Source organism: Actinoplanes xinjiangensis, assembly GCF_003148685.1.
Classification (GTDB): domain Bacteria; phylum Actinomycetota; class Actinomycetes; order Mycobacteriales; family Micromonosporaceae; genus Actinoplanes; species Actinoplanes xinjiangensis.
In genome coordinates, this window is sequence record NZ_QGGR01000030.1 from 1 (window position 1) to 22,587 (window position 22,587).

19 protein-coding genes are annotated in these 22,587 nt (G+C 72.5%); 12 read left to right on the plus strand and 7 right to left on the minus strand.

Going from position 1 to position 22,587, the window contains the following annotated elements; all coding sequences use genetic code 11:
- The first annotated feature begins 292 nt into the window (after positions 1-292).
- Entirely contained in the window at positions 293-1,249 is a 957-nt protein-coding gene (locus BC793_RS40330) for an NADP-dependent oxidoreductase (protein WP_109601898.1), read from the plus strand.
- Between the two features lie 135 nt (positions 1,250-1,384).
- Here BC793_RS40330 and BC793_RS40335 read toward each other — a convergent pair whose 3' ends face one another.
- Positions 1,385-2,116, minus strand: coding sequence for a response regulator (locus tag BC793_RS40335; protein ID WP_109601899.1), 732 nt, complete (start codon positions 2,114-2,116; stop codon positions 1,385-1,387).
- The gene (locus tag BC793_RS40340) at positions 2,113-3,309 is read right to left on the minus strand and encodes a sensor histidine kinase (RefSeq protein ID WP_109601951.1); all 1,197 of its coding nucleotides are present in this window, start codon (positions 3,307-3,309) and stop codon (positions 2,113-2,115) included. The genes BC793_RS40335 and BC793_RS40340 overlap by 4 nt, the downstream gene beginning before the upstream one ends.
- Positions 3,310-3,421: 112 nt before the next feature.
- On the opposite strand from BC793_RS40340, the gene BC793_RS40345 reads away from it, so the two are divergent.
- The 7 genes from BC793_RS40345 (at position 3,422) to BC793_RS40375 (ending at position 15,147) form a co-directional block, all read left to right on the plus strand.
- Positions 3,422-4,381 carry an ATP-binding cassette domain-containing protein gene (locus tag BC793_RS40345; RefSeq protein ID WP_109601900.1) on the plus strand — a complete coding sequence of 320 codons (960 nt, stop codon included), beginning with the start codon at positions 3,422-3,424 and terminating at the stop codon, positions 4,379-4,381.
- Positions 4,381-5,172, plus strand: a complete 792-nt coding sequence (locus BC793_RS40350) for an ABC transporter permease (RefSeq protein WP_109601901.1) — start codon at positions 4,381-4,383, stop codon at positions 5,170-5,172. Before BC793_RS40345 ends, BC793_RS40350 begins: the two co-directional genes overlap by 1 nt.
- Before the next feature lie 38 nt (positions 5,173-5,210).
- Positions 5,211-5,429 carry a PLDc N-terminal domain-containing protein gene (locus BC793_RS40355; RefSeq protein WP_109601902.1) on the plus strand — a complete coding sequence of 73 codons (219 nt, stop codon included), beginning with the start codon at positions 5,211-5,213 and terminating at the stop codon, positions 5,427-5,429.
- Between the two features lie 281 nt (positions 5,430-5,710).
- A complete protein-coding gene (locus BC793_RS40360) occupies positions 5,711-8,020 on the plus strand; it encodes a discoidin domain-containing protein (protein WP_158319517.1) in 2,310 nt (769 codons plus the stop codon).
- A 13-nt stretch (positions 8,021-8,033) separates the two neighbouring features.
- Positions 8,034-11,690 (plus strand): ALF repeat-containing protein, encoded by a 3,657-nt coding sequence (locus BC793_RS40365; protein ID WP_109601904.1) that lies wholly within the window; start codon positions 8,034-8,036, stop codon positions 11,688-11,690.
- Positions 11,684-12,190, plus strand: a complete 507-nt coding sequence (locus BC793_RS40370; RefSeq protein ID WP_109601905.1) for a hypothetical protein — start codon at positions 11,684-11,686, stop codon at positions 12,188-12,190. The genes BC793_RS40365 and BC793_RS40370 overlap by 7 nt, the downstream gene beginning before the upstream one ends.
- 107 nt (positions 12,191-12,297) lie before the next feature.
- Positions 12,298-15,147: an AfsR/SARP family transcriptional regulator gene (locus BC793_RS40375; RefSeq protein ID WP_109601906.1), complete on the plus strand. Its 2,850-nt coding sequence runs from the start codon at positions 12,298-12,300 to the stop codon at positions 15,145-15,147.
- Positions 15,148-15,249: 102 nt separating this feature from the next.
- Here the strand turns inward: BC793_RS40375 and BC793_RS40380 are convergent, their stop codons facing one another.
- Positions 15,250-15,798 (minus strand): hypothetical protein, encoded by a 549-nt coding sequence (locus BC793_RS40380; RefSeq protein WP_109601907.1) that lies wholly within the window; start codon positions 15,796-15,798, stop codon positions 15,250-15,252.
- An 18-nt stretch (positions 15,799-15,816) separates the two neighbouring features.
- The gene (locus tag BC793_RS40385) at positions 15,817-16,647 is read right to left on the minus strand and encodes a DUF6209 family protein (RefSeq protein ID WP_146246684.1); all 831 of its coding nucleotides are present in this window, start codon (positions 16,645-16,647) and stop codon (positions 15,817-15,819) included.
- 354 nt (positions 16,648-17,001) lie between these two features.
- Here BC793_RS40385 and BC793_RS40390 point away from each other — a divergent pair, with 354 nt between their 5' ends.
- Complete coding sequence (locus BC793_RS40390) at positions 17,002-17,619, plus strand: hypothetical protein (protein WP_109601909.1); 618 nt, start codon at positions 17,002-17,004, stop codon at positions 17,617-17,619.
- Here BC793_RS40390 and BC793_RS40395 read toward each other — a convergent pair.
- On the minus strand, positions 17,588-18,136 hold the full coding sequence (locus BC793_RS40395) for a cyclophilin-like fold protein (RefSeq protein WP_109601910.1): 549 nt from the start codon (positions 18,134-18,136) through the stop codon (positions 17,588-17,590). The genes BC793_RS40390 and BC793_RS40395 overlap by 32 nt on opposite strands.
- A 323-nt stretch (positions 18,137-18,459) precedes the next feature.
- Between BC793_RS40395 and BC793_RS50420 the strand changes: the two genes are divergently transcribed.
- The 3 genes from BC793_RS50420 to BC793_RS40405 all read left to right on the plus strand — a co-directional run bounded on the left by BC793_RS50420 (position 18,460) and on the right by BC793_RS40405 (position 21,012).
- Complete coding sequence (locus tag BC793_RS50420; protein ID WP_170167340.1) at positions 18,460-18,633, plus strand: hypothetical protein; 174 nt, start codon at positions 18,460-18,462, stop codon at positions 18,631-18,633.
- A 202-nt stretch (positions 18,634-18,835) separates the two neighbouring features.
- Positions 18,836-19,978, plus strand: coding sequence for a glycosyltransferase (locus BC793_RS40400; RefSeq protein ID WP_109601952.1), 1,143 nt, complete (start codon positions 18,836-18,838; stop codon positions 19,976-19,978).
- On the plus strand, positions 19,975-21,012 hold the full coding sequence (locus BC793_RS40405; RefSeq protein WP_109601911.1) for a glycosyltransferase: 1,038 nt from the start codon (positions 19,975-19,977) through the stop codon (positions 21,010-21,012). Before BC793_RS40400 ends, BC793_RS40405 begins: the two co-directional genes overlap by 4 nt.
- Positions 21,013-21,031: 19 nt before the next feature.
- Here the strand turns inward: BC793_RS40405 and BC793_RS40410 are convergent, their stop codons facing one another.
- Both BC793_RS40410 and BC793_RS40415 read right to left on the minus strand, forming a co-directional pair.
- Positions 21,032-21,256, minus strand: coding sequence for a hypothetical protein (locus BC793_RS40410; protein WP_109601912.1), 225 nt, complete (start codon positions 21,254-21,256; stop codon positions 21,032-21,034).
- Positions 21,257-21,404: 148 nt separating this feature from the next.
- On the minus strand, positions 21,405-22,364 hold the full coding sequence (locus BC793_RS40415) for a diacylglycerol/lipid kinase family protein (protein WP_109601953.1): 960 nt from the start codon (positions 22,362-22,364) through the stop codon (positions 21,405-21,407).
- Between the last annotated feature and the right edge of the window lie 223 nt (positions 22,365-22,587).

The window sequence follows — 22,587 nt, forward strand, 5'->3', positions numbered from 1 at the left end:
GACCCGCTTGCCACTCCGCGAGCACCGCCCCACCCAACATGACCAGTCAACGAGCGACCGCTGCTCAAGTCGCAACACCGGGTTGCAGTATTAGGACCTGCTGGTCTTCACAGCGCTTCCGCGTTCGCTGGCGAGGCGAAGCTGCGGCTCCTCAATCTTGGACGAATCGTCCGCGGCGCCCGATGTCAGCCGGCTCACACCTCGTTCCACTTGCTTCGAATTCAAAGCGAGTTATGGTTCAGGGGTGCTTCGAATACGAAGCACTCGGCAGACGAAGAGGCGAGGGCAAGCCATGAAGGCGATCCGATTCCATGAGTACGGCGACCCGACCGTCCTGCGCCACGAGGACGTCGACCAGCCCGTCCCCGGCACCGGCCAGGTGCTGATCCGGGTCGCGGCGACGTCGTTCAACGGCGTTGACGGCAACATCCGCGCCGGGTTCATGCAGGGCCCGATCCCGGTGGCCCTTCCGCACATCCCCGGCATCGACGTGTCCGGCACCATCGCGGCGCTCGGTGACGAGGTGACCGGCCTCGCGGTCGGCGACCGGGTCGTCGGGTTCCTGCCGATGACCGGTGACGGCGCCGCCGCCGAATACGTCGTGGCCCCGGCCGGGATCCTCGCGCCGGCGCCCACCGGTATCGATCTGGTCGACGCCGCCGCACTGCCGACCGTCGGCCTCACCGCATGGCAGGCGCTGTTCGACCACGCGAAACTCACCGGCGGGCAGCGTGTGCTGATCAACGGTGCGGGCGGGGCGGTCGGCGGCTACGCCGTGCAGCTGGCCAAGAGCGCCGGCGCACACGTGATCGCCACGACCAGTGCGCGCACCGCCGACCGCGCGAAGGCGGCGGGCGCCGACGAGGTCATCACCGATGCGCAGGAGTCCGACGCCAAGGAGCGCGAGGCCATCGACCACACCGGGGTCGACCCGGTCGACGTGGTCGTCAACCTCGCCCCGATCGACCCGGCGCGGCTGGCGGCGCTGCTCGACGTGATCCGGCCCGGCGGTGTCCTGGTCAACACCACGGTCTGGATGCCCGCCCCCAGCGACGAGCCGCGCGGTGTCCGCGGTATCGACCTGTTCGTCCGCAGCGACGCCGGACAGCTGGCACACCTGACCGGGCTGGTCGACTCCGGCGCGCTACGGGTCGAGGTCGCCCAGCGGGTCCCGCTCGCGGAGCTGCCCTCCGTGCACGCCCAGGCCGCTGCCGGCACGCTGCCCGGCAAGACCGTGATCGTCGTCTGACGGCCCGCCGCGGACGGAGACTCGCAGCGGCGGAGACCCGGAAAGCAGGAAACGATGGCCCCTCTTGCAGCGATCGAACTCCCGCATCGGGCTCGCGGCCACCTCCCGCGGCGGTGACCATCGCGGCCACACCGACTACCCGGCGCCGGCCCCGGTCTGGCCGGCGGCGCCCTGGACTCCGGTGCCGCGGGCGGTCACCAGGCCGGATTCGTAGGCGGCGATCACCAGCTGGGCGCGGTCGCGGGCGGCGAGCTTGTGCAGCAGGCGGCCGATGTGGGTCTTGACGGTGCCGACACCCAGATACAGATGGTCGGCGATCTCGGTGTTGGACAGGCCCGCGGCGATCAGGGACAGCACCTCCCGTTCGCGTTCGGTGATGGCGTCGAGGCCGCGCGGCGTACCGGAGGAGGGGTTGCCCTTGCCGGTGAAGGCGTCGATCAGCCGGCGGGTCACCCGGGGCGCCAGCAACGCCTCCCCGGCGGCGACCAGGCGGACACCGTTGAGCAGCTCGGCGGCGGTGGCGTCCTTGACGAGGAAGCCGCTGGCACCGGCCTGGAGCGCGGCGTACACGTACTCGTCGAGGTCGAACGTGGTCAGGATGAGCACCCGCACCGCGGTGGTGTCCGGTCCCGCGCAGATCTGGCGGGTCGCCTCGATGCCGTCCATCTCCGGCATCCGCACGTCCATCAGGACCACGTCGGGTCGCAGCTCCCGGGCCAGCCGGACGGCCTCGGCGCCGGTGCCGGCCTCACCGACCGTGGTGAGGCCGGGTGACGCGTCGAGCAGCGCCCGGAAACTCTCCCGCATCAGCGGGTGGTCGTCGGCGAGCAGCACTCGGATGTCCAGCGCGGGCGGGGCGTCGGTCACGCGTTCTCCTCTTCCGGCGTGTACGGGATGGCGGCGGTCACCTGGAACCCACCGTCCGGGCGGGTGCCGGTGGAGAGCCGGCCGCCGTACATCGAAACACGTTCGCGCATGCCGATCAGCCCCTGGCCGGTGCGCCCGCGACGGGACGGCGCCCGGCCCCGCCCGTCGTCGGTCACCTCGATGTGGACCTCCCCGGCGCCGGCACGCACCGCCACCCGGCACCGGCTCGCGTCCGCGTGTTTGATCACGTTGGTCAGTGATTCCTGGACGATGCGGTAGACGGTGAGCCCGACCGCCGTCGGCAGCTGCTCGACGCCGGCCAGGTCGAGGTCGATGTGGAGCGCCGGTGATCGCAGCCGGTCGACGAGGTCGGGCAGGTCGGCGGCGGCCGGGGCGGGCGCCCGGTCGGCGGCCGGTTCGTCGTCGTCACGCATCACGTCGAGCAGCCGGCGGATCTCGACGAGCGCCGAGCGGCTGGTCTTCTCGATCGTCTGGAGCGCGGCCCGGGTCTCGGCCGGCCTCTCCTCGGCCAGGTGGTTGGCGATGGTCGCCTTCACCGTGATCAGGCTCAGGCTGTGGCCGACGATGTCGTGCAACTCGCGGGCGATCCGCAGCCGTTCGTCGGCGACCGCGTCACGGGCCACCCGGCGCGCGGCCTCGGCCTGCAGGGCGCGCCGCCGGCGGATCAGCCGGCCGGCCGCCCACGCCGTCGCGATGACGACGACGGTGATCCCGGTCTCGACCTGCCACCACAGTGGCGCCTCACTCTGCGGCGCCGACGCGGACGTGACGCCGGTGCGCCGATACAGCCACGGGATGGTGATCGCGGGCGCGGCCAGGCCGGTGACCAGCGCGGTCATCGCCGGGAGCCGGCCGGCCGCGGCGGCCAGGCTGTAGCCGGCGAACGCGACCGGCACCCAGGTCAGGAAGATGACGCCGAAACCGACGACACCCGTGGCGGTGGCGATCGTTGCGGCCGCGGTCACGACGGCGAACACCGGCGCCGGCCAGAGCCGCCGCACCACCAGCGGCAGACCGGCCGCCGCCCCGGCCGTCCACGCGAGCGCGGCCGGACCGGCGAACGCCGGGCCCGGCGGATCCAGCGTCGCGGCGATGATCTGGTAGGTCAGCACCACGGCGAGGGCCGCGTCGATCAGCGTGCCGCGTACCTGGAATGCGGAGGCCCGTGTCACCCGCCCCACGTTATCGGCGTGATCCACCGGGGCGCGTCTGACCCAGGTCATACCTTCGGTTCCGACCCCGGTCAGACTCGCCGGCCCCCGCCTCGCCGACACCATGGGACGCATGATCGAGCTGCGAGAGCTGACCAAACGATATGGACCGACGACGGCGGTCGACCGGCTGTCCTGCGAGGTCCGCCCCGGCGTGGTGACCGGATTCCTCGGGCCCAACGGGGCGGGCAAGTCCACCACGATGCGCATGATGCTCGGCCTGCACCGGCCCACCTCCGGCGAGGCCCTGATCAACGGGCGCCGCTACGACCGGATCCGCCGTCCGCTGCACGAGGTCGGCGCGGTCCTCGACGCCGACGCCGCGCACCCCGGCCGCAGCGCGTTCACCCATCTCGCCTGCCTGGCCCGCAGCAACGGGATCGGCAGGGCCCGGGTGGCGGCGGTGCTCGACGAGGTCGGCCTGGCCGGGGTGGCACACAAGCGGGTCGGCGGGTTCTCCCTCGGTATGCGCCAGCGGCTCGGCATCGCCGGCGCCCTGCTCGGCGACCCGGCCGTCGTGCTGCTCGACGAACCGGTCAACGGCCTGGACGCCGCCGGCATCCGGTGGATCCGGTCCACGCTGCGGTCGCTGGCCGCCCAGGGACGCACGGTGCTGCTGTCCAGCCATCTGATGAGCGAGATGGCGGTCACCGTGGACCGGGTCCTGATCATCGGCAAGGGACGGCTCCTCGAGGACACCTCGATCCACGAGATGCGCGACCGGTTCGAGCGGGACGTGCTCGTACGGACGCCGCGCCCCGCCGAACTCACCGGCGTACTGACCCGGCTGGGAGCCACCGTCACCCCGAACGGTGACGGCGACCTGATCGCGGTCGGGGTGGACGCCCCGGCCATCGGCGACGCCGCCGCGCACGCCGGGATCCCGATCCACGCGCTGACCCCGCGCAGCGCCACTCTCGAAGACGTCTACCTGCAGATGACCAGCTCGGCCGCCGAATACCGGGCCACCGTCACCGCCGCCCCCACCAGCGCCGCCCTCGTCGGCGCCGCCTCTGCGAAGGAGAACAACTGATGACCGCCCTGCTGGACCGTACGTGGCGCGACGCGGTGGCCGCCGAGTGGATGAAGGTGCGCAGTCTCCGGTCGACGTGGGCGTTCCTCGCCGGCGGGATGGCCGCGACCGCGCTGGGCGCACTGATCCTGTTCATGCTGGTCGGCGCCTACGACGCGGCCACCCCCGCCGAGCGGTTGAACTACGAGACCGCCGACCCGACCGTGGTGACCATGCCGTTCGTGATGTTCTTCGTCGGGGCGATCGGTGCCATGCTCGTCACCAGCGAGTTCGCGACCCGCTCGATCGGCCCGGCGCTGCTGGCCGTACCGCAGCGCCGCCTGCTGATGGGCGCCAAGGCGACCGTTGCCGGACTCGTCGGCCTCGGCTGCGGTGCCCTGTTCGCCCTGCTCGCGTTCGCCGACGCCCGCCTGCTGCTCGGGGACCGCCCGGCACCGATCAACCCGTGGCCCCAGTGGACCGACGCGATCCCGACCGTGCTCTGCGCCACCCTGGTCGTCACGGTCACCTGCCTGGTGGCGATGGGCATCGGTGCCGTCGTGCGATCCACCGCGGCGGCCCTGACCATCGTCGGCACGCTCGTCCTGGTGATGCCGACCTTCGCGCACTTCCTGCCGACGGTGTGGCAGCTGCGGCTCGCCTCGGTACTGCTGCCCAACCTCACCCCGCAGCTGGCCGGCAGCGACCATCCGTACCTGCTCTCGCAGGGCGGTGCGGCCGCGGTGACCGCCGGATACGTGCTGCTCGCCCTGACCGCCGGTGTGCTGCGCTTCAGCCGCCGCGACGCCTGACCCCGACACCGACACCGACGACTCGTAGGAGAGAAACCATGACCGACCTCGCCATGACCCTGCTCGGCATCCTGTTCTGGACCCTCCCGCTGGCCGCCTACGTGGCCGTGTTCGCCGCCACGATCGCCGGCATCGTGCGCGCACCGCTGAGCAGACGATCGCGTACCCGCTGGATCTGGCTCGTCGTCCTCGCTCCCGGCATCGGCATCGTCCTGTGGTTTCTCGCGGGCCGCCCGGCGGTCTCGGCCCGGCGGTGATCCGGAGGCCGGCGGCACGGCGGTGGTCGATCGACTCCAGGATGCCGAGGGCGCGGCACCACCACAGGGCGGCCGGCGGCCGCGGGAGAATCAGCCGCGGATGGACCGTACCCCTTGCTCTGACCTGCATGTCATGCCGGTGTCATGGATGCCCTTCTATCTTGCCGTCGTCGCATTGGCATTGGTTGAGACGGGGGTGTCCCATGCCGGGATCGATGGGGTTGCGTGTTGCCCTGGCGGGCGCATTGGCGGGAACAGTACTGGGAGCGCCACCGGCATCGGTGGCGGAAGCGCCGTCGTCGGTGGTGGACGATCGGGCCTATCCGGGTGCCGAGGAGATCTTCGCCCAGCACGGCGTGCGGGTGATCAAGGGCGACGGCAACATCCGGTACGTGGCGGACTGCGCGGCGGACCCGGATCTCCTGCGGGTGGAGCGGCTGGTCGGCTCGGACCTGAAGACGACGTGTTTCGAGGTACGGGGGCCGCGCGGCTTCCTGACCCTGGAGCTGGCCAACGCGTTCCTGGTGCGCGGCGCCGACCGGACGGTGACGGCGAAGGCCACCTTCGAGGGCGAGACGGACACCGTCACGGTGCCGCCGCACGAGTACGAGGCCATCGGCAACGGCGACGCCACCCACACGCTTGTGGAGCTGCGGGTCGCGGGTACGCCGCCGGCGGGTGAGACGTCCGCCCATCCGTTCGTGGCCCGGGTGGAACCCGCCGACGGGCGGGCCTGCAGTGGGGTGCTGATCGCGGCACAGTGGATCGCCACCACCCGGTCGTGCCTCGCCGCGGACGGCAACGTCGCCGCGGGCGCCCCGCCGCAGGCCACCGGGGTGACCCTGGGCCGCGCGGACCTGACCCGCTCCGGCGGTCACACGACCACGATCGCCGAGGTCGTACCCCGTACCGACCGGGATCTGGTCCTGGCCCGGTTGACCGCGCCGGCCGAGGGCATCACGCCGATCGGGCTCGCCTCCACCGCGCCGTCCGCCGGTGACCAGGTGGTGGCCGCCGGCTACGGGCGCGGCGCGGCCGACTGGACCTCCGACGTGCTGCGCAGCGGCGGCTACACCGTCGGGGCGCTGACCGCCACCACGGTCGCGCTCACCCGCTCGGCGGGCACCGCGACGAGCACGTGCAAGGGCGATGCGGGCGGTCCGGCATTCCGGTCCGTCTCCGGGTCCCACCAGTTGCTGGGCCTGCACTCCCGGTCCACGCACCGCGGCTGCTTCGGCGCCGGCAACGACAACGGCGAGGACCAGGCGATCGAGGTACGCACGGACGACCTCGGCCCGTGGATCGACGCGGTGCTGACCCCACCGGCCCGGCAGAACCCGCTGAAGAACCTGCTCGCCGGCGCCACCCCGACCGCGTCGAGCAGCACCGAGAACTGGGGCTGGGCGTTGCGCCTGGTCAACGACGGCGCCCGGGAGGGCCTCGGCTGGAGCTCCCTGGACCCGCCGAACGCGCAGCGGATCGAATGGCTGCAGTTCGACCTGCCGCAGCCGCAGGTGATGAACCGGGTCGACCTGTTCCCCCGCTCGGACGGCAACGCCTCCGGCTTCAACTTCCCGTCGAACTTCGTCATCGAGACCTACCGCAACGGTTCGTGGTTCCCCGCGCTGCAGCGGTCCAACCTGCCGAACCCGGGCAACAAGCCGATGCGGTTCACCTTCGACTCGCCGCGCACCGTGGAGAAGCTGCGGATCCGGCTGGGGTCCGGCCGGCTGTTCCAGTTCGCCGAGGTGGAGGCGTACCTGTCGGACAACCTGCTGGCCGACGCCACGGTGACCGCGTCCAGCACCATCGAGAACTGGGGCTGGTCCCTGCGGTACGTCAACGACGTGCGCCGTGAGGGCATCGGCTGGAGTTCCGACCCGGTCGCCGGCCGCAACGACTGGATCCAGTTCGACCTGCCGCAGACCCGCACCATGAACCGGATCGACCTGTACCCGCGGTCCGACGGCTCGAACGCGGGCAACAGCTTCCCGGCCACGTTCACGGTGGAGGCGTACCGCGACGGCCAGTGGCGCACCGTGGTGACCCAGACCGGCCGCCCGCACCCGGGCGCCGCCCCGCAGCGGTTCCAGTTCCCGCCGCAGCCCGTCGAGCGACTGCGGGTGTCCACCGGCTCCGGCCTGCACGTGCAGTTCGCCGAGGTGGAGGCGTACCTGTCGAACAACCTGCTCGCCGACGCGGTGACCACCGCGGCCAGCAGCACCGAGAACTGGGGCTGGTCCCTGCGGTACGTCAACGACGGCGTGTCCGGTGCCGACGGGTGGAGCTCGCTCGATCCGCCGGCCGCCGACCGTCCCGAATGGGTGGAGTTCGCCTTCCCCGGCGCGCGGACGCTGAACCGGGTCGACATCTACCCCCGCACGTCCGGCAGCACGTTCCCGCCCGACTTCACCATCGACGTGTTCCGCGGCGGGACGTGGCACACCGTGGTCAGCCGCACCGGCCATCCGGCCCCGGGGGCGACGCCGCAGCGGTTCCTGTTCCCGGCACAGGACGCCGAGCGGGTCCGGATCAAGGCCGGCGCGGGCCGGCTGCTGCAGTTCGCCGAGATCACCGCAGACCACATCTGACGGGGGGCCGATCATGAGAGCGTTTCGACGTTGGATCGCGGTGGCCACCGCCTCGGTGATGCTGGCCACGCTGGCGGCCGAGCCGGCCCGGGCCACCCCGGCGGCCGAACCGTACCTCGCGAACATCACCGAACTGCGTGAGTGGGCCGTCGAGCTGATGCGCTTCGGCGGGCCGTCCGTCGCCGGCGCCGCCGAGACGGCGTTGACCGGAACCGACGCCGACCTGCGCGCCTTCGCCGAGACAGGCGTCCAGGAGGCCGGCGCCCACGATGTCCGGGCCGAAGTGGAACAACTCGCCGGACTGGGCGGTGCGACGATGAAGCGCGCAGCCGAGGCGGCGTTCAACGGCTCGGACGCCGACCGGAGTGCGTTCCTCGCCTCCGGGTGGCGGACCCCGTGGGTGGCGGACGAGCGCGTGCGAACCGCCAACGTCCTGGCGACCGGCGGCCCGGCCACCCGGCAGGCCGCCCAGGCCGCGCTCAACGGCACGGCCGACGACGTGGCCGAGTTCCTCGCCACCCAACAGCACCAGACCCGGGCCGCCGACGACCGCATGCTGGTGGCGCAGATCATCGCCAGCGGGGGACCGGCGGTCCGCGCCGCGGCCCGTACGGCACTGAGCGGGTCGCCGCAGGATGTTCGGGAGTTCCTGGTCAGTGGTCAGCACGTGGCTCGTGCGCGGGACCAGGAACTGCTGACCGTGGCACAACTCGCCGGCATCGCCAGGGAAGCGGGTCTGCTCGCGGCGCAGGAGACCCAGGACGCGAAGGACGCCTCCGACCGGGCGGTCGAGGCAGCCCGTCTCGCCAAGGAAGCAGCACAGCGCGCGGCGGCCGAGACCGAGGCCGCCCGCGACTCGGCGGCCAAGGCGTCCGCCGCCGCCGGCCGGGCCGCGGACGCCGCGCGCCGGGCGGCGCAGGCAGCGCAGACGGCGATCGCCGCCGCCCGCGCGGCCAGCAACGCGGCACGGGTGGCGGCCGGTGCGGCCGCCCGGGCGGCAACCGCCGCGGCCCTGGCCGGCGACGCCGCCGCACGGGCGTACACCGCGGCGGCGGACGCGGCCGGCGATGCGAACAAGGCCGACGCCGCGCGGCAGGCGGCGCAGCGGGCAAGGGACGCCGCGGCCGGGGCGCGCAAGGCGGCCGAGGCCGCTGCGGCAGCCCGAGACGCGGCCGGCGCTGCCGGGGACGCCGCGGTGGCGGCCAGCAACGCGATCATCAACGCCGAGGCGGCCGCAGCCGCGGCCGCCGAAGCCGCCGGTCACGCCGGGGTGTCCCAAGCCGAGGCGGCCCGGGCGCGGGCGGCAGCCGCCGAGGCCCGGAGGAAGGCCGCCGAGGCACGCAGGGCCGCGACCGCGGCGCAGACCCTGGCGCGGGAGGCGGCCGCCCACGCGGCGGATGCCATGCGGTTCGCTCAGGAGGCAGCCAACCGTGCGGAGGCCGCCGCGGCGGCGGCCGACGACGCGGCGGCGCACGCCGGGCAGGCCGCGGACTGGGCGGCGAAGTCGACACAACACGCGGCCGCCGCGATGGCCGCGGCGGAAGCGGCCGGCGCCGCAGTGCAGAAGGCACGGGATGTCGAGCAGACAGCGCGCCGTGCGGATGCCGAGCGGCTCGCCACGGCGACCGCCCAGGCGGTCCTGATCGCCGAGGCGGATCGGGCCGAGGAGCAGGCGAACCTGGCCAGGGCCGACTGGGACCAGGCCGAGCAGGCGCGGCGGGACGCCGAGACGAACGGGTGGCTGGCCGCGGCGCGCCAGGCCGGCGCACCCGCCGACACGGTCACGGCCAATGGTCGGCGGGTGGCGGCCCGGCTGCTGACCACCGGCGCCTCGTGGACCCGGATGGCGGCGGAACGGGCGCTCGCCGGGACACCGGCGGACGTGGCCCACTTCGTGACCACCGGGCTGGACCAGGCCGCCCTCGAGGACGACCGGGCCAAGGTGGCTCACCTGGCGGACACGGCCGAGAAGCCGGCTGCCCGGACGGCGGCCGAGGCGGCACTGTTCGGCACTGCCGACCAGGTGAGGGAGTTCCTCCGGACCCGGGCGTACCCCGGCAAGGAGGCCGACGACCGGATCAAGATCGCGGCGCTGATGGCGGCCGGCGGCCCGGCGACCCGGGCCGCGGCACAGGCGGCCCTGAACGGCACCGACGCCGATCGGCAGGCATTCCTCACCCGGGGCCGGTATGCCGCGGCCGAGAATGACGATCGGATCGAGATCGCTCGTACGGTCGCGGCCGGTGGTCCGGAGGTCAAGGCAGCGGGGCAGATCGCTCTGGCCGGCCCGCGTGCAGCGGTACGCGACTTCCTCGCGGTGGAGCGGTTCCGGGCGGCGCAGCGTGACGCCGAGGCGGCGGCGCACGTCGCCAAGGTGCAGGCCATCATCCAGGACGCGGCCCGGGACTCCGCGGCGGCGTACGGGCAGGCAGCCGAGGCGGCGGCAGCGGCGGCTCGGGCGCGCAACGCCGCGGCCGAGGCGGAGGGCTACGCGCTGGAGGCTCGGGAGTCCGCCGAACAGGCCCGCGGGTACGCGGATCAGGCGGCTGAGTCGGCCCGGCAGGCTCAGCAGTCGGCGGCGCAAGCGGCGGAGTCGGCGCGGAGCGCATCCACCGCGGCGGCCGCGGCTGAACGGGACGCGGCAGCGGCGCAACGGTCCGCTGCGGCGGCGGCCGCTTCGGCGCACCGGGCGCGGGTCTCGGCCCAGGACGCGGCGAAGTCCGCCGCGGCGGCGTTCCAGTCTTCCCTGGACGCCAGCGCGGACGCCGCCGAGGCAGGCCGGCTCGCCAAGGAGGCCCTGGACCTGAGCATCGCCAAGCAGCGCGCGGAGGAGGAGGCGCGCCGTAAGGCCGGCCAGGACGGCACCGAGGGACTGCCCGAGTGCACGATCGTGCACAAGGTGCACGGCATCAAGTGCAAGGGCGGGGAACTGCTCGACGCGATCGCCGGCGAGGAGAACTGGTGCACCATCCGATATGGGCACGGTGAGCACTGCGACACCATCATGCAGCTCCAGCAGGACATCACCGCGCGGGAGGACGCGCAGGTCAAGGTCGTCTTCCAGATCATCCTCACGCTCTGCGGATTCATCCCGCTCGTCGGCGAGCCGTGTGACGCCCTCGACGCCTTCCTCGCCTACCTCGAAGGCGACGAGGAGGGCGCCATGCTCAGCCTGCTCTCGATGATCCCGCTGGGTGGATGGCTGTTCGGCGGCGCCCGAGGTGCCGACCTGCTCCGGCAGTTGCAGAAGTTCAAGAATCGGGCCTGCGGTGTCGTGTCCTCGCCCACCTATCATGGGCTGGCCGGTGCGGCCCGGGCGCCCGGTAACGACGAGTGCAGCATCAACTGGAACTGGCGGAGCCAGGCGTCGTTCGGGCACGCGTTCTCCCTGCACGGCGCGGGACCGGATCGTCGGCGTGGTCTGGAGGGCAGAGCACGGGGCACCGGGCAGGAGCAGGGTCAGTGGCTGGACAACGACCGAGCGGCGGAGTTCTTGCGGAGCATCTATGACCCGAACAATCGGCAGCCACGGATCGTCTGCATCCCGCCCGGCCTGGGACAGGTGATCATGCCGGACGGCACCGATCCCGTCCCGGCTCAACGGGCCTGGGTGATCCCGATGCGCAACGGCGTGTACCGCAACGCCTACCCGATCTCGGGACCGTGCTGACAACCTCGTTGCGGCTGTGGCTGGACCTCCCGTCGGGTCCGGCCACACCCGGCCGGGACCTCGGCGACGACGACCGATCCGGCTATCCGTATTTGGTCATGGCGGTGTGCGGCCTCCTCGGTGCCACCGACTGCCGCTTCCACGCGAGCGGCTTCGGAGCCGAAGAGTGGTACGTGGACGTCGCGTACGATCTCGCCACCGTGATGGAGGCGGTACCGGAGGTGCTGGACGGCTTGCGGTCCGGCCGCGCGTGCGAGATGGACATGTACGGGCAAGGGGTTGAACGGACCCTGCATTTCTCGGCCGGTGGTGATGCCGTCGACGTCGAGTGCCGCTCGGGGACCTCCTGGATGCCGGATCCGGCGGTGGTCCGCCACGACCGTGCCGCGCTGATCGCGATGGTGGAGAAGCTGGCGGCGGACTTCGGGCGTGCCGTGGCGATCGGTCTGCCCCGGCTCGCCGGTCTGGAGCCGTTCGCCGGGTGGCGGCGAGCGGCGTGACCCCGCGGGCGCGATGCCCCGGCCCCGCGCCCGCGGCGAACCATTGATGGTCATCTGTCGATTGATCTGGCCTCCGGAGGGTTGCCCCGCCTACACTCCCGTACATCATGGACTTCCTGGTCCTCGGCCCGCTGGTGGTGCGCTCGCGGGGGACACTCGTCGACCTCGGCCGGCGCCGGCGGGAGCGTTGCCTGCTCGGCCTGCTGTTGTTGCAGCCCGGCCGGGTGATCGCCGTCGACCGGCTTGTGGACCTGCTCTGGGCGGGTGATCCGCCGGAACGGGCCAGGGCCACCCTCAACAGTCACGTCTCCCGGCTGCGCGGGGCGCTGGGCGCGGCCGGTGACGCGCGGCTGCACCGGCACGGCGACGGGTACCGGCTGGCGGTCGAGCCCGGCCGGGTGGACGCGCACCGGTTCACGGCTCTGGTGGCACAGGCCGAGACGATCGATGATCCGGCACGGCGCGCCGGCGTGCTGCGGGACGCGCTGGCGCTGTGGCGGGGCGACCTGCTGGCCGATGTGGCCGATGCGCCACTGCGGGAGCGGGTCGGGGCGGGGCTCGCCGAGCAGCGGCTGGGCGCCACCGAGGCGATGCTGGCCGCGGAACTGGCATGCGGACGGCACCTGGCCGCCGTACCGGCGCTGACCGAACTGGCCGAGGCGTACCCGTACCGTGAAGGTCTGTCGTCGCTGTTGATGCTCGCGCTGTATCGCAGCGGGCGGGCGAGTGATGCGCTGGCGGTCTATCGCCGGGCCCGGGCCCGGCTGGCCGGTGACCTGGGCACCGAGCCGGGCGCCGAGTTGCGCCGGCGGCATGAGGCGGTGCTGCGCGGTGATCCCGCGCTGGACCTTCCGGAACCGGCGGTCACCGCCGGCACGGTATCCACGGCCACCGCCGGCACGGTGGCGGCGACGGTCAGCGCCGACGGGGGATCCGCGACCGCCGCCGGCGCGGTACCGGCCCAGCTGCCGGTCGCTCCCGGTCGTCTCATCGGCCGCGACGACGCGCTCGTGGAACTGGACACGATGCTGGACGCGCCGACGCCGCTGGTCGTGGTGGAGGGCCCGGCGGGAGTCGGTAAGACCGCGCTCGCGTTGCGGTGGGCGGTCACGGTCCGGGAGCGGCTGCCGGACGGGCAGATCTATCTCAACCTGCGGGGCTTCGCCACCGACCCGCCGCTGTCGGCCGCCGACGCGCTGGGCCGGCTGCTGCGGACGTTGGGCGTGCCGGCCGCGGAGGTTCCGGCCGGCGCCGACGAGGCCGCGGCCCGGTTCCGCACCGCGGTCACCGGCCGGCGGATGCTGCTGCTGCTCGACAACGCCTCCGGTGTGGACCAGGTCCGGCCGCTGCTGCCGGGCGACCCGCGCTGCGTGGTCGTGGTGACCAGCCGCAACCGGCTCGGTGGGCTGGTCGCGCTGGAGGGTGCCCGCCGCATCGGGCTGGTCCCGCTGGCGCCGAAGGACGCGGTCGCGCTGCTGCACCACCTTCTCGGCGACGGCCGTCTCCCCGGACGGGCCCGGGAGACGGCGGCGGTCGCGGAACTGGCCGAGGTCTGCGGCAACCTGCCGCTGGCGCTGCGGATCGCCGGCGCCAACCTGGCGGGCGACCCGGAGCGGCCGGTGGCGTCCTACCTGCGGGAGGCCGCCGGGGCACTGTCCGCGCTCAGCGTGGAGGGCGACTCGCAGGCCGCGGTCCGGCTGGCGTTCGACCTGTCGTATCTGAAGCTGCCGCCGCCCGCGGCCCGGCTCTTCCGCCTGCTGAGTCTGGTGCCCGGACAGATCGCCCCGACCGGTGCCGCGGCCGCCCTAGCCGGGACCGCGGACGGCATCGAGACGGTGCTGGGCACGCTCGCCGACGCCAGTCTGGTGGAACAGCCGGCGCCGGGCCGCTACACGATGCACGACCTGATCGCCCGCCACGCGCGGGAACGGCTGGCCACCGACGAGCCGGCGGCGGACCGGTCGGCGGCGGTGATCCGGCTCCTGGACTGGTATCTGGCGGCGTTCCACACCGCGCACACCGCTCTCGCGCCGTACCGGACGACGGTGTCGATACCCGAGCCGCCGCCGCCCGCGATACCGGCGTTCACCGGTGACCCGCTCGCGTTCCTGGAGCAGGTCCGGGAGATGCTGCCCGGCCTGGTGCGCTTCGCCGTCGAGGAGGGGCACCCCGAACGCGGCTGGCAGATGGCGTATCTGCTCGGGCCGTACTTCCAGATGCACGGTGACGGGCCGGACAGTCTGCGGATCTACCGGACCGGGCTGGCGGCCGCCCGGGAGACGGCGGGGCCGACGGCACAGGCGGCACTGCACAACAGCGCCGGGATCGCGTACGCCATCGCCCGTCGCCTGCCGGAGGCCGCCGAACACCTGGAGCGGGCCGTCGAGGCGTTCCGTGCCGCCGGGATGACCGACGCGGTGGCCGGCGCGCTGTCCAATCTCGGCCGGCTGCGGGTCGAGCAGCATCAGCTGGCCGAGGCCCGCGCCGTCTACGAGGAGGCCGCCCGGCTGCGGGAGAGCACCGGCGACACCCGCAGGCTCGGGACCGTCCTGAACAATCTGGGCACGCTGCTGGCCGAGTTCGGCGAGAACGAGGCCGCGCTGGTGCACCTGCGGCGCGCTCTGGAGTTGCACCGGCGGCACGACGACCGGGGCGGGGCCGGGCACACCCAGGACAGCATCGGCATGCTGCACCTGCGCGCCGGTGAGATCGACGCCGCACTGGCCGGTTTCCACGCCGCGCTGGCCGATCTGCGGGCCGTCGGTTATCGCGAGGCGGAGGGCGCGACGCTGGCGAACATCGGTCACGCCCATCTGTCCCGCGGTGACACCGCGGCCGCGCTCGAGCACCTGCGCCAGGCGGCGGAGTGTTTCCACGCCACCCGCGACACCCATCGGGAGCTGCTGATCCGCCAGGAGATGGCCGCCCTGCAACAACCGGATCACCATCCCGGATGAGCGGTGGCCGCCGCGGCCGCGGCGGACCGGCAAAAGGCCTCGAACAGCGAGCGCTCCGGTACGGCGGCCGCGCGCCGCCGTACCGGAGGATTCAGGGATGTCTCACACGCGGCACTGCCACGAGTGGGCGTCGTGGAAGTCGGCGAACCGGTCGACGGTGGCGTAGCCGAAGGTGGTCTCCCGGCATGCCGCGAGCACGTCGATGTCGGTGGGGGCGCCGCCGGTGACGCAGTGCCAGTCGTAGACCGTGTCACCGGTCAGCGCCGCGCCGTCGGCGCCGATGCTCCGGCAGTACCGGTCGAAGTCCGGCGTCACCACGTCGGAGCGGACCCGCCAGCAGCCGATGCTCTCCGGGCGGTGGAAGTCGCCGATCCGGTCGACGGCCTGGTCGATGCCGTGGGTCCAGCGGCAGGCCGCGTCGAGGGCGATGCCGGCGTCCCGCCCGTCCGCGGTGCGGCAGTGCCAGTCGTAGGCGGTGGCACCGGACAGGACGGCCGCGGCGTGGCCCAGCGACTGGCAGTAGCCGGTCAGGTTGGGCGCGCCCAACTCCCGGGGCGGCGGCGGGGACGCCGAGGCGGGCGCGATCGCTAGGACCAGAGCCGCGCCGGCGCCGAGCAGCAGGGTGAACAGGAGACGGATCAGGGTGCGCACGGGTTCTCTCCTTCGCGCTCAGGCGATCGTGTACGCGTAATTGGCGCCGAAGTCGGAGTCGTAGGCGGTGCAGCCGCTGCGCTGCCCGGTGACCCGGAACCACAGCTCCAGCTCCCGGGTGCCGGGTGCGATGTCGACGGTGGCGGGAACGGGCGTGCCGTGGGCACCGGTCAGGGCCTGGGACCGCACCGGGCCGCCGTCGAAGCGGAACAGGACGTCGATGTGCCAGGCGGCCACACCGTGGTAGGTCTCCCGGCACTGCGGGAGGCGGGCGGTGTCGTACCGGATGGCGAGGCCGTGGCCGGCGCGGATCGTGCCGGTGACCGACTCGGACCAGTCGGCGCCGAACGTGGCGACCGCGGGCTGCCCGATGGCGTAGTGGTAGTTGGCGCCGGACCGCGAGTCGTACTCACTGCATCCGGTCCGGTCGCCGGCGTGGAACCACAGTTCCAGGTCCTGCCCGCCGAGCGGCAGGTCGATGCTGACCGGAACCTTGACGTTGTGCCGGTTCTCGTCGAGCCGGGTGACCGCCTGTGTCGTGATGGGCCCGCCGTCGATGCGGTAGTAGACGCCGATGCTCCAGGCGTCCCCGCCGGCGTACTGGTTGCGGCACTGGGAGAGCCGGGCCAGGTCGTAGTCGACCACGACGGGCCGGTTCGCCTCCAGGGTTCCGTCGAGCCGGTCGGTCCCGTCGGCCGCGAAGTGCAGCACGGGGGTGCCGTCGGTGGTGGGGGTGGCCGCCGCGGCCGGCGCCGCCATGGCGGCCAGTGCGGCCATGCCCAGCACGAGGATGCGGGTGATGCCCGCCATGGTCCGGCGTCTCGAGGTGATCCCAGTGGTGCGGTGCATCGCTTTCCTTCTCTCAGATCGCTGCGGAGGGTGCAACGCTCGCTGCAACATCAGGCAGAGACTGCAAGTTCTTCCAGGATCAGTCAAGGCGAATCATCACGTTGGGTATTCACAAGAGGCCTCGCAGTCATGAACGCAAGCGGTTCGATAGAGGCTGTACGTGTTCAAATAAGGCCTTCATGAACAACGTGGGCTTCGTCACGAGCAGTGATCACCCCAGGTTTCGGCGCAGTGGATGCAAGAACTTGCAGCACCGATCCGCTCCTTGGTTGAGCTGCCGAAGGACTCTCGGCTACACCCTCCTGCGCAGCAACGTCAGCGACCGCGATCGAGCCGTGCTGAAGAATCCCGAGCATGGACAGCCTCGACCCGTTGCGCCAGGCGGCCGTCATGGTCCCTCGATCGGCCACCAGCGAGGCCGGATCCACCGTGGCGGACGCTATCGACTACCTCGACCACAACGAGTACGAGGTCGCGCTCGACCTCCTCACGGAACTGGGCGAGGCCTACGCAACCGAGACGTCGTACTGGAATCTTCTGGCAGACGCGGCAGCCGAGATGAACCTGCACCGCGCCAAGGCCTGGTGTCACTGGAGAGCTGCGGAGACCGTCCACGGCATCATCCGCGCGGACCTCCGCCTGGTCGACCCCGCACAGCCGGGTGCCCGAAGAACCGCCATACCAGGCGACGGCATACTGCGCCCTCTCTGGAACGTCGGGCTCGTCATGCCGGAGGGACATCCCGACCTGCGCGTCGCCCGCATCTGGGTCGAACGGGTACCCCACCTCGAACCGAGCGCATGCGGACCGGTCCGCCTGGCTCCGCTCCGCCCGGAAGGATGGCGGCACCTGAAACCAGGCCACCAGATCACCATGCACGAGCAGGCTCCGCCGGCCGGCACGGCCACCATCACACAGGCGACGTTCCCCGTGGCCGCTTTCAGCCGGCCTGGGTTTCGACGGTCGCGGTGACGGTGCCTTGGAGGTCGGCGATGCGGGCGGCGGCGTCGCCGTCCAGGTGGCCGATGATCACGATGCCGGGATGGTACGACTGATCGCCGTAGTAGAGGACGAGATCGTTGCCGGGTGCGTAGTAGCCGACGTCTCCGACCGCGGGGTCGGCGCCGTCCGGTTGGCCCGCCGTGGACAGCGGCGACGGCAGCGGACCGGTCTTCTCCACCGCACCATGATCGGTCATGTCGATGGTCAGCGGGAGCTGGGCGACGAGGTCACGACCGGCGGCGCTGTCGGCGATCGTGGCGTGGAAACGCTGATCGCCGATGACGATCCGGATCCTCATCCACCCCTCCTGACCAGGTGACGCGCCGGTCGGTGCGCCGGATGCATTCCGCACATTGCCGGGCGCCGATGCACCGACCCGGGTGTCGCCGGAGGGACCGCCGTCACCACAGCCGGCGACGGTGAGTCCGACGACCGTGGACAGCACTGCGCCGAACGGCAGGGCGCGTGCTGCGAGTGTCCTTCTCATCGGTTGCCTCCACATCGGCGAGCGGCTACGGGCGCAGCAGTGCCTTGACGGTCCTCGACGCGGACGTCGCCGGGGCCGTGCATGACGGCACCACGCATGGTGATCTCCTCCTGGGTTGCCGTTCTGTCCGTTTCAGCAAACCGCGCCGGTGCCGTCGGGAGAAGTTCCTGTTGATGGGTGTACCGGCAGGGCACGTCAGCCGGCCGGAGGGGTTCCGGTCGTCCGGCCATGAAGGCTGCGCCGGGGCAGGCGTAGGCTGAGGGTGTCGCTCCGGACTTCGGCGGCTTCCTACGCCGCCGACCAGTGACTCGAGAAAGCCGGAAATGATCATCTCCAAGGCAGTCGTCATCGCTGCTCTCCGTGATCGCGGCCAGCAGGCCAGGGCTGACTTCGTCGACCGGGAGCTCCCGGATCGCATCGACTCCACCGAGCACGGCGGGTTGCTGGCCATGCTCCGCCTCGATCTGGCGACGTTGTCCGAAGAGACATCCTCGTGAGCGTCGGCATCCCGCGCCCGGCTGCCGGAAACAGGTCCGTGCACGCCTCGATGCGCGCCGCGTGGTCGCCGACCATCTGACCGGCCCGCTCGTCTCACCATCGGTTCCGCCGGCAACGGTCGGCCCGCAGACATTCCGGCACCGTGGTTCGCATCCGATCGACCGATGCGCCGAGGGTGGCCGGCTATCGGAAGGCGCCACCATGACCATCAGGTACGGATTCCTCAGCACCCACCCGCCTACCCGGTGCGGTCTGGCAGCCTTCAACTCCGCTCTCGCCGCCCACCTGGCCGAGGTCGCCGGGCCGAGCGGCATCGTGCGGGTCGCCGTGAACGGCGACGACGTCACGCCCGCGGCCGGTGTGGCGCACACCTGGGTGGACACGACGCCGGCCGGCTGGCGTGACAGCGCCGAGGTGCTGAACACCTTCGACGTGGCCGTCGTCCAGCACGAGTACGGCATCTACCCCGGCCGTGACGGCGGAGAGGTGCTGTCCGTCCTGCGCCGGCTCACCGTACCGAGCATCGTCGTCCTGCACACCGTGCTGACCCATCCCACGCCGCGGCAGAAGTCGCTGCTCGAACAGATCGTCGCCGCCGCCGGTGCGGTCGTGGCGATCACCGAGGCGGCGCACGACCGGCTGCTTCTCGGTTATGCCGTGGACCCGGCGAAGGTCTGCGTCATCCCGCACGGCGCCTCCGATTTCGCGGGAGAGCCCGCCCGCCGCTACGACGACCGGCCGCATCTGCTCACCTGGGGTCTGCTGGGCCCGGGAAAGGGCATCGAGTGGGCTCTGCGCGCCTTGGCCCGCCTGCAGAGCGTGAAGCCGGCGCCGGTCTACACCGTGGCCGGCCGAACCCATCCCAAGGTCGTCGAACAGCACGGCGAGGCCTACCGGGCGAGCCTGCACCAGCTCGGTGCGGCCCTGGGCATCGCGCATGACGTGCACTACGAGTCGGCCTACCTCGATGACGCGGCGCTGGGCGACCTGATCCGCTCCGCCGATGTCGTCGTGTTGCCGTACGACTCCACCGAACAGGTCACCTCGGGTGTCCTCGTCGAGGCGGTGGCGGCCGGTATCCCCGTCGTCGCGACCGCTTTCCCGCACGCGGTGGAGCTGCTCACCGACGGGCCCGGGCTGCTCGTACCGCATCGGAACCCGGCGGCCCTGGCGGCCGCGGTGCGCAAGATCCTCACCAAGCCCGCTCTGGCGGCCGAACTTCGCACCCGCGGCGGCCACGCCGAGCCGGTGCTGCGGTGGCCCGCGGTCGCCCAGCGGTACCAGGAGCTGGCCACGACTGTCATCGGCGCCCGGGCCCGTCCGGTCGCGGTAGCCGGCGCATGACCGCCGGAGCCGCCCTCACCACGCGGTCCGGCCGGGCCGTTCCCGCTGCGCCCTTCACCCACCTGGTGCGGCTCACCGACGACACCGGTCTCTTCGAACACGCCCGGCACGCCACCGTCCGCCGTGAGCACGGGTACTGCACCGACGACGTCGCCCGGGGCCTCGTCGTCACCAGCCGCGAGCTCGACCCGTCCGCCGAGGTCCTCCGGCTCGCGGAGCGCTATCTGGCGTTCCTCACCCACGCACAGGACACCGACGGCGCGTTCCACAACCGGCTGGACTTCGGCCGGACCTGGACCGACCAGCCGGGGCTCGGCGACTGGTGGGGCCGCGCCCTCTGGGGCCTCGGCACCGCCGCCGCGCGCTCACCGTTGCGGTGGATCCGCCAGGAAGCGCTTCTCGCCTTCACGCAGGGAGCGGCCCGCCGGTCCACCGACCCGCGGGCGATGGCCTTCGCCGCGCTCGGGGCCGCCGAACTGCTGCGAGCCGACCCCGGCAACGAGCCGGCCGCCGAACTGCTGGCCGACGCCGCGATCGCCATCGGCACTCCCGGTCCCGACCCGCAGTGGCCGTGGCCGCACGAGAAGCTGACGTACGCCAACGCCGCCCTCGCCGAGGTCCTGATCGCCGCCGGGGATCTCCTCGACGACCCGCCGGCCCTGACCGCGGGCCTGCGGATGCTGACCTGGCTGCTGGAGATCCAGATCAGCGACGACCGCCTGTCGGTCCTGCCGTCGGCGGGCTGGCAGCACGGCGGCCCCCGGCTACGCCACGACCAGCAACCGATCGAGGTGGCCGCGCTGGCGGACGCCTGCGCCACCGCCGCCACCCTCACCGGCGATCAGATCTGGCACACCGGGGTACGCCGGTCCATCGACTGGTTCCTCGGTGACAACGACGTCGGCCAGGTCATGTGGGACCCGGCGACCGGCGGCGGTTACGACGGGCTGACCCTGCACGGCCCCAACCTCAACCAGGGCGCCGAGTCGACCCTCGCCCTCATCTCCACCCTGCAGCACCGCACCCCCGGATAGGTCCGCGGGTGCGGTCGGGTCACAGCACGGCGCCGCGGGGAGCGACCTCCACCGCGGCGACGCCGCGGCCATAGAGCACGACGAGCCGGTCACCGTGTTTGCAGTGCAGTGCTCCCGAGTCCTCGGCCAGCGTGGTGATCACCTGTTCGATGAGGTCTTCCTCGCTGGACAGTTCGGGTCGCTCGTAGGTGATGTCCATACGGTCGCCGCCGATGAGACGGACGCGAAGCACTGTGGTCGCCATCTCCCCAACCTAACCGCGGAGGTACGGCTGCCGGGTCATCCCCACGGTGCCTCCCCGAGCTCGCCCCGGCCCGGCGCATGGTCACGCATGCGGTGACGCGACCCTCCCGGTCAACGGCCGGCCGCCGGGATGCCTCAGCGGATCGCGGTCAACGCACCTCGTGGGCGTCGTGCTCGACCGCTCCCGCGTCGTGGGCGAGGTCCGGGTCGGCGGCGGGTTGCGGCACACACAGCAGCAGAGCCTGGGGCCGTACGGTGACCAGCAGCTCCTTACCCGGGTCGATGAGATCACCGTCGAGTTGGCGGGGCTGGACCCGCCGGCTGCGGATCTGCACGCGGGTGGCGGTGTAGGTCTCCATCCTCGGCACACTCTCCTTACGGCGCAGCACGGCCCAGCCGAGGGCGGCCCAGTGGCGCAGGGTGCGAGGGCTGAGGATGGCGACGTCGAGCAGACCGTCGTCGGGTTGCGCGTCGCTGAGCAGCCGCATGCCGCCCTGCAGCCGGCCGACGTTACCGACGATGACGGTACGGGGCCGGCGGGTGAAAGGCGGCTTGTCGTCCAGGGTGATGCGCAGATGCATGGGGCGGTCACGAAGGTGCTGGACGGCCCCGGCGACGTACGCCAGCCAGCCGATGTGTTTCTTGGCGGTGTCGTTGGTGTCGTCGAGCATGTGGGCGTCGAAGCCCATGCCGGCCATCACCGCGAAGCTCCGCTCGCCGACCGCGCCCACATCGATGCGACGGCGCCCACCCTGAAGCACGACTTCGAGGCCGGTGGCGACGTCTCCGCTGAGCCCGAGGTTGGCGGCGAGCAGGTTGCCGGTGCCGGCGGGCAGCACGGCCAGGGCGACGTCGGTGCCGGCGAGGGCGGTCACGCAGGCCATCACCGTGCCGTCGCCGCCGCAGGCGAGGACTAGTTCGGCGCCGTCCTTGACGGCCCGGGTGGCCTGGCCGACGCCGGGGTCGTCGACGGTGGTCTCGAACCACATCGGTTCCGGCCAGCCTTCGGCGGTGAGGGCGTCGGTGATGGTGCGGCGCAGCTCGTCCAGGTCGGGCACTTTCACCGGGTTCACGACGACGGCTGATCGTAGGGGGCCGGTGATGGTCATGACGTCCACGGGGAGGTCCCTCTCGGTGCGAAAAGGCGACCGCCGCCGGCCCGTCCGGGGTCGGCGGCGGTCGTCAGGCGTCTGCGTGGTCGCGGCTGCCGGACTTCGCCGGGCCACGGCCGACCAACCGTCGTCCGTTGCCGTCGGTCAGCTATTGCCCTGGGTGAAAATCGCCAAACAGGACGGACCTCACCGGGGCCGGGCGCCGTCGACCGACTGGATT